Origin of the sequence: Chlamydia felis Fe/C-56, assembly GCF_000009945.1 — a bacterium.
Lineage (GTDB): Bacteria > Chlamydiota > Chlamydiia > Chlamydiales > Chlamydiaceae > Chlamydia > Chlamydia felis.
The window spans coordinates 260,820-276,186 of sequence record NC_007899.1 but is presented as its reverse complement, the minus strand read 5'-3'; the positions used below and the strand labels follow the sequence as shown (position 1 = coordinate 276,186).

The window sequence follows — 15,367 nt, the reverse complement described above, 5'->3', positions numbered from 1 at the left end:
TTTTCAGCAAAGCAAAGTTAAGTTACCTTAGATATTATTTTCAATAACTCCTAGGGGAAATTATGAACAATGATCTTGATTATTTTGAAAGTCATTACGAACAATTTCTCAAGGAATTTTCAAATTTTCTTCATTTTCATTCTATATCTGCCGACCCCGAATGCCTTGCTGATTGCCAAAGTTGTGCGGATTTCCTTGTGGACAATCTTAAAACTATATTTTCCGTAGAATTATGGGAAAAACCTGGGCATCCTCCTATAATCTATGCAACTTACCGTAAGTTGGATTCAACGAAGCCGACTCTACTTCTTTATAACCACTATGATGTCCAGCCTGCGGATATTAATGACGGATGGCTAGGAGATCCCTTTACCATGAGACAAGAAGGAGACCGTCTGATTGCCCGAGGAGTTTCTGATAATAAGGGGCAATGCTTTTACACCTGGAAAGCTCTTCAATACTATTATCAATCCCGAAAAGGATTCCCTGTGAATATTACCTGGATTATAGAAGGTGAAGAAGAAAGCAATAGCACAGCATTAAAATCCCTTATTCAGGAAAAGAAAGACACCTTAAAAGCCGATTACCTTCTAATTATTGACGGAGGCTTTTCTTCTGCAAAATCGCCCTCTGTTAGCATCGGAGCTCGAGGTTTAGTGACTATGAAAGTTATCTTGGAGGAAGGTAACAAAGACATGCATTCGGGGATTTTTGGCGGCATTGCCTATAATGTCAACAGAGCACTAGCAACCATGCTAGCCTCTCTATATCATAGCGACAACTCTATTGCTGTTGAAGGTTTTTATGATGACCTTCATCTCCCTCAAGAGGACGAATATTGTGATGTGCCTAAAGATAACCTTTTACAAGATGGGGAGCAAAGTTTAGGATTTCGTCCTACTCTACATCCTCCTGCAACTACTGCTGAAGAAGCTTTAAGTTTGTACCCCACTTTGGAAATAAATGGACTGTCTGGAGGTTATACAGGACCAGGATTTAAAACTGTCATTCCCCAAAAAGCTACTGCCTATCTTTCTTGCAGGCTTGTTCCCAAACAACATCCACAAAAGGTAGCCAAACAGGTTATTCAGCATTTAGAAAAACTTGTTCCCCCCACGTTAAAATTTTCCTATGAGATTTTTGACGGCTCTCCGGGTTGGAGAAGTTCTCCAAATTTACCCGTGGTTCTAGCATTACAAGAAATTTATTCAGATCTTTATCACGAGCCTTGTCTTAGATTGTTTATGGCGGCAACTATTCCCATAGCTTCGTTACTAGGTGAAGTTTCTCAAACAGAACCTATCATTTGCGGAACCTCCTATTTAAGTGACGCTATTCATGCTGCCGAGGAAAACTTCTCCCTAGAGCAAATGAGAAACGGTTTTATTTCTATTTGTCTTCTTCTTGATAGATTAGGAAAAGCATAAAAAAAGCACTCTTGAAAAGAGTGCTTTTATAAGATAAACCTGCTGAAAAATTTCAGTTTATTCTTCTGGTTTTAACACTATAAAGCGAATAACCTCTCCTTGAGAGACCATGAGAAGAATATTTTCGTTATTTCCATCTTTTAAAACAGAATTTAACTCTTCTACTGAGGATACTTTCTGTCTATTTACGGCCAAGATAAGTTGTCCCGGAGCCACTCCTGAAGAGCCAGCTACAGAGCCGGCTTCAACAGAAACAATCAGTACGCCTTTACTATCCGGCGCCATTCCTAATTTCTTAGCAGTTTCTGCATTAAGATTTTGTACACGAATACCCACACGCTGTAAAGCAGAGACTCCATCATCTTGGGGTGCTTGAGAAACAATAACAGGAATTTCTAAAACTTGTCCTTCTCGAACTACTTTAAGCAACACACGAGTATTAGGATTCATTAAAGAAATAGCGTTACGGAAAGCACTGAGGGATTCTACTTCCCTACCATTATAGGCAATAATTACATCTTCTTGTTTTAATCCTGCTTTATGTGCAGGAGACCCTTTAACAACATCTGTTACTAGAGCTCCGTATACCTTGTCTAGTTTATAGCAAGCAGCGAGCTCAGCATCTATGGGTTGTAGAGTCACGCCTAAAAATCCACGAATTACCTGACCATCGCTAATAAGCTGATCTATGATTCTCTTAGCCATTAAACTAGGAATAGCAAATCCGATACCAATATAACCTCCACTACCACTTACGATAGCAGTATTCACTCCTATAACTTCTCCATCGATATTGAGAAGGGGCCCCCCGGAGTTTCCTGGGTTAATAGCTGCATCTGTCTGAATAAAATCTTCGAAATCGGCAATATGCAACTGATTTCTACCTTTTGCACTAATTACCCCTACGGTAACTGTAGCTTGCAGCCCAAAAGGATTCCCGATAGCTATTGCCCAATCCCCGACTTTCAAATTATCAGAATTCCCAAAAGTAAGGTGGGGAAGCTTATTCGCATTGATTTTAATAACGGCTAAATCAGTTTTAGGATCTAGGCCGATAACCTTAGCAGGATATTTCTGACCATCATGTAGGGTCACATGAATCTTTCCAGCATCTTCAACAACGTGATTATTAGTAACGACATAACCGTCTGGAGAAACTATAAATCCTGTACCACGAACAGCCTCTTTAGACATGGGACGTTCTTTTTGCGAAGGCAAACCAAAAAAGCGATTAAAGAACTCGTCATTAAAATAATCAAAAGGATTGTCATAAGGTCCTCGACGTCCCGGAGCAGGATTTACAGGACGATTACATTTTGGAAAGCTTTCGATATAAACAACACCAGGAGTTGCCTGTTCTGCGACTTTAGAAAACCCTCCAGAAATCTCCTTTAAAAGCGTCTCTTGAGGCACTTCTGCCATCCGCGCATCTTTTTTCACAGCGGCGAATCCTACAGGATGAAATATAGAAACACTTAAAAACATCACTGTGGCTAATAATAAATATATTGGCTTCTTTGTCATACTTTTTTCCCTATAGGCAAGCGCTAAATTCTTTCTTGATCTCGTGCTCACATTTTTGAAAGCCTGTGAATCCTAATACTTTTTAAATATGCGTTTTATAAAGTATAGAGACTCTTAAGCCTTTTCGAATATAATCACGAAAAACGAATTATTGTAGCAAGATATTACTACAAAGAATTTTTATCTTAAGAACTGTCTAAATACGAATTATATCTGCTAAAAAGAATCCGAAAATAAGAAGAAATAGAGGTCTATTTTCCCGACATATAAATCTCTATGCTTATAAAACATAGTAGTAAATATATCTGGAAATATTTATACCCCAATGCCTTGTTCACTATAGCGAGCGAAACACAGTTTCTACAGCTTCTCCAATTAAAGCTGGAGATTCAACAACGGACACCCCCGCTCTTTTCAAAGCTTTTTTTTTGCTTTTCGCATCTCCAGAATTCCCAGAGATAATCGCTCCAGCGTGCCCCATACGTTTCCCTTTAGGAGCTGTTTCTCCCGCGATAAACGCTACAACAGGTTTTGTACAGTAAGATTGAATCCATTCTGCGGCCTCTTCTTCAGCACTACCTCCGATTTCTCCAATCATCAAGATAAGTTCTGTTTGAGGGTCGTTCTGGAATTCTTCCAACACATCAATAAACGAGGTTCCGTTTAAAGGATCTCCTCCTATACCTAGGCATACGCTTTGTCCTATGCTGCGTTGCGTTAGCTGCCAAACGGCTTCATAAGTTAATGTCCCCGATCTTGATACTACGCCAACATTCCCGGGAAGATGGATATACCCTGGCATGATGCCAATTTTACAAGCTCCAGGTTTAATAATTCCTGGACAATTAGGGCCTATTAATCTAGAGGCACTGTGCTGCATAACATGGCTCACTTCGAGCATATCTTTTATTGGGATACCTTCTGTAATGCAGACAATCAGTTCAATTCCTGCATCCTCAGCTTCGAGAATAGCTTCTGCTGCATAAGCAGGAGGAACAAAAATCATTGTTATTTGACAGTTGGTTGCTTGTTTTGCTTCTAATACGGAATCGTACACTGGAAGATTCAAGTGCTTCGTTCCTCCCTTTCCAGGAGTAACTCCTGCAACAAAATTCGATCCATACTCTAGGCATTTCTCTGTATGAAATGATCCTGCTTTTCCTGTGATACCTTGAGTAATTATTGGTATTTTTTTACTTAATGAGCAAAACATAAAGCCCCTTAAACTTGTTTACTCAGCGCTACAGCAAGACGTGCGCCTTCATTTAAGGAATCTGTAAATTGGCAGGGGATTCCCGAACGTTGCACGATTTCTTTTCCCAATTCCACATTTGTTCCCTCTAAACGCACCACTGTAGGAATAAGATTTTCTCTTGTTTGCATTACAGCAACAAGTCCTGAGGCAACTGCTGAGCAATCCATAATTCCGCCAAAGATATTAATAAATAGAACTTCTACATTTTCATCTGATAGCACCAAGGAAACCGCTTCTTGAATCTGTTGTTCTGTAGCGCTCCCTCCGACATCGAGAAAATTTGCAGCAGATCCTCCATGAATTTTAAGAATATCTAGAGTACTCATAGCTAATCCTGCGCCATTCACTAAACATCCGATGTCTCCATCTAGAGCAATGTAAGACAGCCCTATCTTCTTAGCTAGTACATCGCGAACATTTTCTTGAGAGGGATCGTATAGTACTTCAAGTTTGGGGTGACGGTATAAGGCGTTATCATCAATAGTTACTTTAGCATCCAATACTAAGAGTTCCTCTTCCTGAGTAAGCACCAAGGGATTGATTTCAAGTAAAGAGGCATCGTTATCATAGAAGCATTGGACAAGCTTTTTAATTAACTGCACCCCTTGTTTTCCCGTATCTCCTTCCCAGTTCATAAATTTAATGATCTGTCTGAGTTGATAATTGTATATACGAGCAGAAGGAGTCAAAGGCACAGTGAGCAACTGATCAGGATATTTTTGAGCAACCTCTTCAATGTCCATCCCTCCAGCTTTCGATAACATAATTGCTGGACAACGATTTTTTCTATCCATAATCACTGCCAGGTAATACTCAGAAGCAATATTCACTAGGGGTGTAATAAGAACTTTTTCTACGGGAAGAGATTCTCCTGAAGTTTGATTGCTCTCAAAACGCATCTTTAATAATTTTCCGATAGCAGCTAGAATTTCAGAAGAAGATTTAGCGATGATTACGCCACCATTTTTCCCTCTTCCTCCAGCGTGCACTTGCACTTTGACAACACCGGCATTTATACCCAGCTCCCTAAGAACCAGTTCTCCTTCTTCTACAGAAGAGACTATACGATACGGAGGAATGGCAATATCATAAGAGCTCAAAAGATCCTTAGCTTGGTATTCATGAAGGTGCATAAATAACCCTTTGAATTTTCCTCTTTATCTTGTATCATTCTTTTTACTTCAACTAACTTCGCTCTAATCAGTGTTTAAGTTCTTTAGCAGCAAGATTCAGTCTTTATTTAAAAAAGCTTTATCTGCGGATCTTTTAGAATTTACAGAAAGTTTGTTTTACGAAGCAGATTTTGGTTCAGAGCTTACTGAAGAGTTGTGTTCTCGCTTGCGAAAATGTCGTAAACCTGATGAATCTACCGTCAAAGATCTTGTTTCCTCACTACTTCGTGAAACACTAGCTAATCTTCCTATCATCAAATCTGAGAAGGACACACCTGTTGTCTCCTTAATGCTAGGAACAAATGGATCGGGAAAAACAACAACTGTAGCTAAACTTGCCCACTATTACCTATCTCGATCAGAGAAGGTAATGATTGTCGCCACGGACACTTTTCGTAGTGCTGGTATGGATCAGATGCGTTGTTGGGCGGAGAAATTGGGTTGTGGATTTGTGTCTGGGAAGCCCGGTGGCGATCCAGCAGCTATTGCTTACGATGGCATTGCTTCTGCTAAGTCTCGGGGCTATGATCGCGTGATTATCGATACATCGGGTCGTCTACATACGCATACCAACTTACTCAACGAGTTATCAAAAATTGTTTCTGTTTGTAATAAGGTGCACGCAGGGTCTCCTCATGAAAGGTTGATGACTATAGATGCAACTTTAGGTGGAAACGTTATTGAGCAGGTACGTGTTTTTCACGAAACCATTCCCTTATCTGGTTTAATCCTAACTAAAGTAGACGGTTCTGCCAAAGGTGGAACATTGTTTCGCATAGCAAAACAATTGAAGATCCCTACAAAATTCGTTGGTTATGGCGAACTTATTGGGGATCTTGAAGAGTTTCATATAGATCGGTTCTTAGAAAAACTTTTCCCTTCTTCTTAAGATAAAAAATATTTTTAATTTCTCTTTCCAGAAGAGGAGAAAATTTGTAGAAGATACCAGAATATCATGATGACATTACAATACATCTTTAACGCCATGATTAAAGATAGTTTGTAGCTCAGATCACCATCATTACCTACATTTTTAGCCACACTACGGATAGCTTGAGCGTCTACAACAGTCAAACCTACAAAAATAGCTAACCCTATGTAGCAAATCAATAAGTAGAACATTGGCATATAAACAAATATAGAAACCAACGCAAATATCACTGAGACCAACATCAACCCGATTAGAGCGAACATCAGAATACTTCTCATCTGGGTAAGATCGCTTTTGGTAAAGGCGCCATAGGCGGCTGACAAACCAAAAATTAATCCTGCAGATCCAAAAGCAGCCCAAACAATTCCTCCACCGTATTGAGCGGCGTAAACAGGCACTAAGGTTCCAAAAAACAATCCTTCTAAAGCAGAATAGGCCAAGAAAAGCCCCATAACCGCAGGAACGGAAAGTTTATGAATCTTAGCGTTAATGTAAAAAGACACCCCGAGTGTAGCAATGCACCACACCCACCAGAATGCGAACAAACTTTTATACATTCCGGAAAAGTATAACCCTAACGACACAAAAGTCGTTACAGCCAGACCTGCTGTCATCCAGCCATACACTCTGGATGTGAATGTCCCTGGCAAACGAGATTCTTGCGCGTAATCACGATCGTATAGTCCCATATTACCTCCTATACTCACATACAATTAAAAACTTAACAAACATGCTGCTGTTTATTTAAAATTTATAATAAAGACTCACCAAATTAATTACCATTACCACGACCATTAGCAATAAAACAATTTTCCCACCCGGAAGCACTTGTTTTTCATGACAACGTTTTTTCCCGTAACGGCCTTTCCAGACCATGAGTACAGGGAAAACTCCGATAATTAAAGCAGAGCCTACCCCTCCAGCATAATTGAGACATTTGAGAACGATCTCAGGATAGCACATTGATAAAGCTAAAGGGACCATAACAGTTAAAAAGAAAATAGCAAACTTGTGTTTCTGTTTGTTCCATCGACAAGCATCGGCAAGGAAGTCCGTAACACCCAAAGCCACGCCTAAAAATGAAGAAACCAAAGCAAAGAAGCCGAAGAATTCACCGGCCACATAAAACAGAGAGCATTGCAACGAATTTTTCATCGCCTCCACAGCTGTGTAACCATTTTCTTTAGCTTTCATAAGAAAATCCAAGGGAACTACCCCTAGAACTAAACCTTCCCAAATTAAGTATAAGATTAAAGGTACAAAGCTACCAATAACTATAGCTTTTTTGACATCTTTAACGTTCCTATTCATATAGTAATACAGTGAGGGAACCACACTTTGAAAGCCAAAGGAAAGGAATAAGATAGGCAATCCATTCACAGATTGCATCCATGAAGCACGTAAAAGCAATTCTGGTTTCAAGGATAAAACTCCTAAAATACAAAATGCAGCAAACGCAATAGCTATTCCGACAACACAAACGCGGTTACAGTAGTCCACGATTTTTGTTCCCATCATTAAAGCTGGACAAATCAAAATAGCAAAAGCTAAAGGAGCTACGTGACGTATCCAAGGAATATCCAATCCCTGACAACCAAAAATACGAAATAGTATATTGCCTCCCTCACAAAAGTAAGCAATAAGTAGAGAGTAAAATAGAAACAAGTAAACAAGCCACATGCAAATCTTGCCCACATCTCCTAGAGTGTACTGGGCCATCGATAACATGTTGATCTGTTGTTTATCTTTAAACCAGGTCATAATCTCGAGAAGGCACATTCCAGATCCCATGGAGAATAACCACGACAGGGTATAGAGAAGAGTCGTAGGTAAAAATCCTGCATGCGCTGTTAATATAGGGACAGCTAACACCCCAGCACCTATGGCGGTCCCTGCAATAATGAGGGAGCCCCCTAAAACCTTGCTAGACATAACAAACCTTTCGAATTTTGTCTTATATTTCAGATTTAAAGTTATTTAGAAATAAAACCTTAATCTTTTGTGTTATTCAACAGTTACAGATTTGGCTAAATTCCTCGGACGGTCTATTTCATTGCCTTTTTTCAAAGCCATGGTATAGGCCATGATTTGCCCCACAACAGCATAAAGAATTGGAGACACTAAGGGATGACTATTCGGAACATATATGTGAAAGTCCGAAACAGCAGCAATATCTTCTTGCAATTCTGAAGCTATAGCAATCACATGAGCTTGCCGAGCTTTTACCTCCATGATACATCCCACCATCTTTTCATAGACAATAGGGTCACCACAAAAAGTAATTACCAGAGATCCTTTGCTGATTAAAGCAATAGGCCCGTGCTTCATTTCCCCAGCAGGATAACAGTTCGCTTCAACATATGCAATTTCTTTCAGTTTCAATGCGGCTTCCATACAAATAGGATACATCAGACGACGTCCTAAAAATATAAACCTATCTTCATTGCAATAGTTATCCGCCCAAGAACGCAAACCTTCATTTGCTAATAGAAGATCACATAAAACTGGAAGCTCAAGCAAACCTTTCCCACAAGAACGTTGTTCTTCTAAACTCAAAGTTCGTTTTACAGATGCTAGTTTTAACCCGAATAAAATAAGTAAAAGTAATTGAGCTGTGAAAGCTTTCGTAGAGGCAACGCCAATTTCAATACCTGCCTCTAAAAATAAGCAATGATCCACACCCATAGCTAGCGCGGATTCTTCAACATTACAAATTCCTAAAACACAAGCAACGTGTCTACGGCGGAACTCCTTTAGCGCAGCTAAAGTATCAGCTGTTTCCCCAGATTGACTAATTAAAATTGCCAAAGTCTTCTTTCCGATATACGCTCTTCTATAACGAAATTCTGAAGCAACTTCAACATGCACAGGAATTGAAACTAGAGATTCTACAATGTACTTCGCTAACAAGCCTGCGTGGTAAGAAGAACCACAAGCAACTATAGAAATTTCATCAAAATCTTCTATAGAGAAGCCTTCTAAAAATTTCTCGCCAATATATCCTTGAGGGTCTAGATATTTATGAAGAAGACGTTCGAAAACTTCCGGCTGCTCATAAATTTCTTTAAGCATATAGTAGCTATACCCCTGCTTATCTGAATCTGCATCGGTGTAAGTAACTTGACGAACTTCTTTCTGAATGCGTTTTAATGCAAAATTGTATGTCTCGACTTCATTGCCCAGACTGACAATAGCTAGTTCTCCGGAAGCTAAAGCTTGAACATTCTTTGTATATTTTAAGAAAGCACGAGTATCCGAAGCAATCAACCGCTCTTGATCCCCTAAGCCAATAATTAACGGGCTTTCCTGAGAAGCACAGAGAAGAACTGAAGGATGATCTTTATGAATAAGCCCGCAGGAAAAGCTGCCCTGAAGCTGAGACAGAGTCCAAGAAAAGCTATGTACGAAATCTCCAGTAGCTTGATAACGAAAAGCAAAGAGTTGCGCGATAACCTCAGAGTCTGTATCTGAGGAAAAAGAAATGCCTTCAGAAAGAAGTAAAGACTTTAATTCTTTAAAATTCTCAATAATCCCATTGTGAACAATAGCACAGGTAGCATTCTCATCCACATGAGGATGAGCATTATTTACCGTAGGCACGCCATGCGTTGCCCAACGCGTATGACCTATGGCTAATGAAGACTGAATCTGATGTGTTTCTAAAGCATTTCTGAGCTCATCGACACGTCCGATGGTTTTTCTTACAAACAATTGACCCGATGTAATTGCTGCCAATCCAGCGGAATCATAACCACGATACTCTAGTTTAGCCAATCCATCTAAAACTACAGGAATAGCTAATTTAGAACCTAGATAACCGAATATTCCGCACATACATTACCCTACTCTATAATGCCTACTCCTAGCTCAGAATCAACAATATCTGCTATGGTCTTAGCTAGGGAATCTACTTGATGCTTCTTTAAGCCCTCAACCATAACCCTGCAAATATTTTCAGTTCCAGAATATCTTAATAAAACACGACCAGAGTCTCCTAACGACGATCTAACATCTCTAAGAGCTTCTTGAACCAAAGGCAAAGTATCTAGGGGGATTTTTTCTTTTACTGCGACGTTGATAAGTGCTTGAGGACTTTTTACAATTGGAGACGTTAAATCCGACAATGTGGATTCACTTTCAATCATAATCCGTAAAACTTGCAAAGCAGAAACAATACCGTCTCCTGTAGTATTATAGTCTAGGAAAATCATATGGCCACTTTGCTCACCACCAAGATTGGCTTCGTATTCTAGCATGTTTTGCAAGACATGACGATCTCCTACAGGAGAAATCAACGTGTCTATTCCTACATTTTCAAGATATTTTAAAACTCCAAAATTAGTCATTACAGTAGCTACAATGCGATTCCCATGTAAAATCCCCTTTTTCTTTAAATCATTGGCACAAATACTCAAGATCATATCACCGTCAACAATATGACCCTTTTCATTTACCATGATAATACGGTCTCCATCGCCATCTAAAGCAATACCAACATCAGCCTTATGCTCTATTACGGCTTTCTGAATTACTGAAGGAAACAGAGCTCCGCAGTTGTCGTTGATATTACTTCCTGTAGGTTCGCAACCATAACAAATAACTTCAGCATCAAGTTCTTCAAACACTGAAGGAGCTACCTTGTAAGCTGCCCCATGGGCACAATCTAAAACAATTTTCAACCCATTTAATGTTCGTCCTCTAGGGAAAGTAGCTTTAGCAAACTCTATGTAACGTCCCATGGCATCTACTACACGCTTATTCTTCCCTACGGCATAATCTTCTGGTAGATTTCCAAACTCCTTAAAAGCGACCATTTGCTCAATGCGTCTCTCTATCACGTCGCTAATTTTAAACCCTTCTGAGGAAAAGATTTTTATCCCATTATCCCAATAAGGATTATGAGATGCGGAAATCATTATCCCAGCATCTGCACGATAAGCACGAGTAATAAAAGCCACTCCCGGCGTAGGAATTGGACCTAAAACCAAGGTTTCGATACCCATAGAAGTTAAACCCGCAATGAGAGCATTCTCAAACATATATCCAGACAAGCGGGTATCTTTACCGACAACAACGCGATGCCTCCCTGGTTTACATTCCTGCAAAACTCCAGCAACAGCTTTTCCCAATAATACAGACATCTCGACAGTCATAGGTTCATGATTTGCCCTACCTCGAACACCGTCCGTACCAAATAGCGGTTTAATTTCCCTAGTCATTTATTCTCTTAAAGATTCGTTCTCACCAGACTAAAAAGCTTTTTTAAGAACTTATAGATTTAAATATAGCATTCTTATTGTCTTCTCGACAGGAAAAACAAATTAGAAAACGCTGAGTTAGGATTTTTCCTAACAAGCAACTGCCTGCGCTTACTGATTTTGAAATCCTTGCAATCGTCTTAACACTTTATAACTTTTCTAACACAAAATTAGAATTGTTATTAGAGAAATCATGATTTCCTATTTGTGTTTTTGAGACATACATTCCACACCTTCTATTAAAGATTTCTTCTTGCGAGAGACATCTTCCAAATGTTCCTAAGCCTTGCATTGAACAAATTCTGAAAACTCCTTCCAATTCAATGGGAAAATTCCTGTCTGTTAAAATCTCTATCATCTCTAATCTCTCTACTAGCAGAACCGTTGAACCCTCTGGGGAATCAAAACAAAAATTCTCTAAGGAAACATAGATAAATAATCATAAAAATCCTTGCATAGGGTATAAAGGAATGTCTTTCGGCTAGGTATTTTGTTCTTGCAAACTTCAATATTTTTGCTATGGTGAAATTCCCCTAGAAAAAAGAGCGCTTATATAAACCCTTTTTCTTCCAAGACTTTTTAACACTTGATGCCTATAATAAATGGTCTGTGACAACAAAACTCTCTTGCGTAGAGGCTTAGAATTGTTTAGAAAAATTTCTAAATCTGCACCCGCTCCAATCATCTATTCCGCTACCGACCACAACATAAAACTTAAAGACTTTTCTCCACACGCACTCTCTGTAGTAAAAACTCTACGAAAAGCCGGCTACAAAGCTTATATTGTTGGCGGATGCATACGTGATTTACTGCTCAACACAACTCCGAAAGACTTTGATATTTCAACCTCAGCCAAGCCCGAGGAAATTAAAGCTGTTTTCAAAAATTGTATACTTGTTGGGAAACGTTTCCGATTAGCTCATATACGCTTTTCAAATCAAATTATCGAGGTATCTACTTTCCGTTCAGGAAGCGCTGATGAAGATAGCCTGATTATTAAAGACAATCTTTGGGGAACTGCTGAAGAAGATGTTTTAAGAAGAGATTTTACAATCAACGGTCTTTTCTATGACCCCACAGAAGAAACGATTATAGATTATACTGGCGGGGTTAGCGACTTAGAAAATCGGTATTTGCGTACTATTGGCGATCCCTTTGTTCGCTTTAAACAAGATCCAGTAAGGATGTTGCGCTTATTAAAAATTCTTTCAAGGGCCCAGTTTACTGTTGATCCCAAAACCTTGGAAGCTCTTCGAGAATGCCGTTATGAACTAATTAAAAGTTCTCAAGCACGTGTTTTTGAAGAACTTATTAAAATGCTAGGTTCAGGAGTTTCCTCTAAATTTTTCAAATTAACGGTAGAATATCAGATCTTAGAGATTCTTTTCCCTTATATGGATAAAGTTTTTCGTTTGAACAAGACTCTGGAGGAGCAGACCTTTGCTTGTTTGGATGTTTTAGATAAGAACATTTCGCAAAAAAAATACAATTACGATCGTCATCAACTCATGGCTGTACTTTTGTTCCCCATTGTGAATTTTAATGTACGTTACAAGCAGAAGAAACATCCGAATTTATCTTTAACTTCTGTTTTCGACTATATTAAAAACTTTTTGGGAAAATTCTTTGCTGATTCATTCACCAGCTGCTCTAAAAAGAATTTTATTTTAACTGCGCTTATTTTGCAGATGCAGTACCGGTTAACTCCTTTAGTGCCTACAAAAAAAACGCACTTCTTTAACCGCAAGCTCTTACACCACATACGTTTCTCAGAAGCTCTTTCTCTTTTAGAAATTCGTAGCCTAGTTTACCCTAAACTAGATAAAGTACTTGCAGCTTGGATGCGCTATTACCAAGCTTTACATAAAAAGGAACTTCCTTCTTGAGTTTAAACTTGCCATGCTTCCTCTTCACCTGGTTCACGTACTGTATCCTATAGGATTAATTGCCAACTTATTTTTTGGCAGTGCGTTTACTATTCAGTGGTTTTTAAGTGAAAGACGGAAAAAGGCGTGCGTTCCTAAATCTTTTTGGATTTTATCCTCTATAGGGGCGGTAATGATGATCGCTCACGGCTTTATCCAAAGTCAGTTCCCTATAGCGCTTCTTCATGGAGCTAATCTTGTAATTTATTTTAGGAATCTCAATGTATCCTCCTCTCACAGTCTCTCTTTAAGAGCAACACTGTTCATCCTTGTTGTAACATTATTACTTACAACACTACCTTTTGTTTTAGGGAGCTATTACTATCCAAATATGCAATGGATGGCCAGTCCTAATATCTTCCATCTTCCTTTACCTCCACCGAATATCTATTGGCACATCGCTGGTTGTATAGGATTATTTACTTTTTCCTCTCGGTTTTTTATTCAATGGTGTCACTTAGAAATAAATAACCGCTCTACCTTACCAGCGTTATTTTGGCTGGTAAGTTTTATCGGTGGTTTTCTTGCGTTTCTCTATTTCATCCGCACAGGAGATCCTGTAAACATCATTAGCTATGGTTGTGGGCTGCTTCCTTCTTTAGCAAATCTACTCATTATATATAAGAAATCACGATTACCAGAGTTCCATAACCACAGTTATTTCCTGTCTGCCGGGGAGCCTAGCGGGGATATTTTAGGAAGCGATCTTCTTCACAATATCAAAACTTGTGATCCTACTATACGTTGTTTTGGTGTGGGAGGCCCCTTGATGCGTAAAGAGGGTTTTGAGCCCCTCATTCACATGGAAGAGTTCCAAGTATCAGGATTTTTGGAAGTCTTTTTTTCGATTTTTGGATTATTTAAGAAATATCGAAGACTATATAAAGCTATTCTTCAAGAAAATCCTGAAACAGTCTTTTGCATTGATTTTCCAGACTTTCATTTTTTCCTTATTAAGAAACTAAGAAAATGTGGGTATAAAGGAAAGATTATACACTATGTCTGTCCGAGCATTTGGGCTTGGAGACCTAAAAGAAAAAAGATCTTAGAGAAATACCTAGATACACTTTTACTAATTCTTCCATTTGAAAAAGATCTTTTCATAAACTCTCCTTTAAAAACAATCTATCTAGGGCATCCCCTAGTAAAGACAATTTCGAACTTCCAATATTGCTCATCGTGGAAACAACAGCTATCTATTTCTGATCAACCCATTGTTGCGTTATTTCCTGGCAGTCGCCCTGGCGACATTTTTAGAAACTTACAAGTACAAATACGAGCCTTTCTAGCTTCATCATTGGCACAATCACATCAGATTCTCGTATCCTCTTGTAACCCTAAGTACGATAAGAACATCCTAGATGTCCTAGAAAAAGAGGGTTGTCGTGGTAAAATCATCTCTTCAACATTCCGTTATCAATTAATGAGAGATTGCGATTGCGCTTTGGCAAAATGTGGAACAATTGTCCTTGAGGCAGCTTTAAATCAAACCCCGACAATTGTTACCTGCCTTCTTGGACCTATTGACACCTTTTTAGCAAAATACATCTTTAAGATTCTCATGCCTGCGTATTCACTCCCTAATATCATTACGGGATCGATTATTTTTCCTGAGTTCATAGGTGGTAAACACGATTTCAATCCCGAAGAAGTAGCTGCGGCTATAGATATCCTTGCTAAACCCAAATCTAAAGAAAAGCAGAAACTCGCTTGTCAGCAACTTCTAGATACTCTAATGACCAACGTAGTGACTCCCGAAGAATGTTTGCGCATTATATGTTCACAAAACAGTCATTTGCATTTAGAGAAAGGTATTCTTAAAAATCTCCATCCCAGAGACTCTAGCGTTTAATCGTTAATTAGTACAACAAAGAG

The 15,367-nt window shown here is 39.0% G+C and carries 11 protein-coding genes; 4 read left to right on the top strand and 7 right to left on the bottom strand.

From position 1 onward, the window contains the following. Window positions 1–62: 62 nt before the first annotated feature. A complete protein-coding gene (locus CF_RS01165) occupies window positions 63–1,427 on the top strand; it encodes a M20/M25/M40 family metallo-hydrolase (protein ID WP_011457786.1) in 1,365 nt (454 codons plus the stop codon). Window positions 1,428–1,484: 57 nt separating this feature from the next. Here the strand turns inward: CF_RS01165 and CF_RS01160 are convergent, their stop codons facing one another. The 3 genes from CF_RS01160 to sucC form a co-directional block, all read right to left on the bottom strand. Continuing rightward, window positions 1,485–2,951, bottom strand: a complete 1,467-nt coding sequence (locus CF_RS01160) for a serine protease HtrA (RefSeq protein WP_011457785.1) — start codon at window positions 2,949–2,951, stop codon at window positions 1,485–1,487. A gap of 337 nt (window positions 2,952–3,288) precedes the next feature. Beyond that, the gene (gene sucD / locus CF_RS01155) at window positions 3,289–4,164 is read right to left on the bottom strand and encodes a succinate--CoA ligase subunit alpha (RefSeq protein ID WP_011457784.1); all 876 of its coding nucleotides are present in this window, start codon (window positions 4,162–4,164) and stop codon (window positions 3,289–3,291) included. Window positions 4,165–4,172: 8 nt separating this feature from the next. Next, window positions 4,173–5,339 carry an ADP-forming succinate--CoA ligase subunit beta gene (gene sucC / locus CF_RS01150; protein WP_011457783.1) on the bottom strand — a complete coding sequence of 389 codons (1,167 nt, stop codon included), beginning with the start codon at window positions 5,337–5,339 and terminating at the stop codon, window positions 4,173–4,175. Window positions 5,340–5,409: 70 nt separating this feature from the next. On the opposite strand from sucC, the gene ftsY reads away from it, so the two are divergent. Then, window positions 5,410–6,267: a signal recognition particle-docking protein FtsY gene (ftsY, locus tag CF_RS01145; RefSeq protein ID WP_011457782.1), complete on the top strand. Its 858-nt coding sequence runs from the start codon at window positions 5,410–5,412 to the stop codon at window positions 6,265–6,267. A gap of 14 nt (window positions 6,268–6,281) precedes the next feature. Here ftsY and CF_RS01140 read toward each other — a convergent pair whose 3' ends face one another. The 4 genes from CF_RS01140 to glmM all read right to left on the bottom strand — a co-directional run bounded on the left by CF_RS01140 (window position 6,282) and on the right by glmM (window position 11,528). Then, entirely contained in the window at window positions 6,282–6,998 is a 717-nt protein-coding gene (locus CF_RS01140; RefSeq protein ID WP_011457781.1) for a Bax inhibitor-1/YccA family protein, read from the bottom strand. 55 nt (window positions 6,999–7,053) lie between these two features. Then, window positions 7,054–8,241, bottom strand: a complete 1,188-nt coding sequence (locus CF_RS01135; protein ID WP_011457780.1) for an aromatic amino acid transport family protein — start codon at window positions 8,239–8,241, stop codon at window positions 7,054–7,056. Window positions 8,242–8,313: 72 nt separating this feature from the next. Beyond that, window positions 8,314–10,143 carry a glutamine--fructose-6-phosphate transaminase (isomerizing) gene (glmS, locus tag CF_RS01130; RefSeq protein WP_011457779.1) on the bottom strand — a complete coding sequence of 610 codons (1,830 nt, stop codon included), beginning with the start codon at window positions 10,141–10,143 and terminating at the stop codon, window positions 8,314–8,316. A gap of 8 nt (window positions 10,144–10,151) precedes the next feature. Then, window positions 10,152–11,528: a phosphoglucosamine mutase gene (gene glmM / locus CF_RS01125; RefSeq protein WP_011457778.1), complete on the bottom strand. Its 1,377-nt coding sequence runs from the start codon at window positions 11,526–11,528 to the stop codon at window positions 10,152–10,154. A 641-nt stretch (window positions 11,529–12,169) separates the two neighbouring features. On the opposite strand from glmM, the gene pcnB reads away from it, so the two are divergent. Both pcnB and lpxB read left to right on the top strand, forming a co-directional pair. Further along, on the top strand, window positions 12,170–13,453 hold the full coding sequence (pcnB, locus tag CF_RS01115; protein ID WP_011457776.1) for a polynucleotide adenylyltransferase PcnB: 1,284 nt from the start codon (window positions 12,170–12,172) through the stop codon (window positions 13,451–13,453). A 13-nt stretch (window positions 13,454–13,466) separates the two neighbouring features. After that, a complete protein-coding gene (lpxB, locus tag CF_RS01110) occupies window positions 13,467–15,344 on the top strand; it encodes a lipid-A-disaccharide synthase (protein ID WP_011457775.1) in 1,878 nt (625 codons plus the stop codon). Window positions 15,345–15,367: the final 23 nt, after the last annotated feature.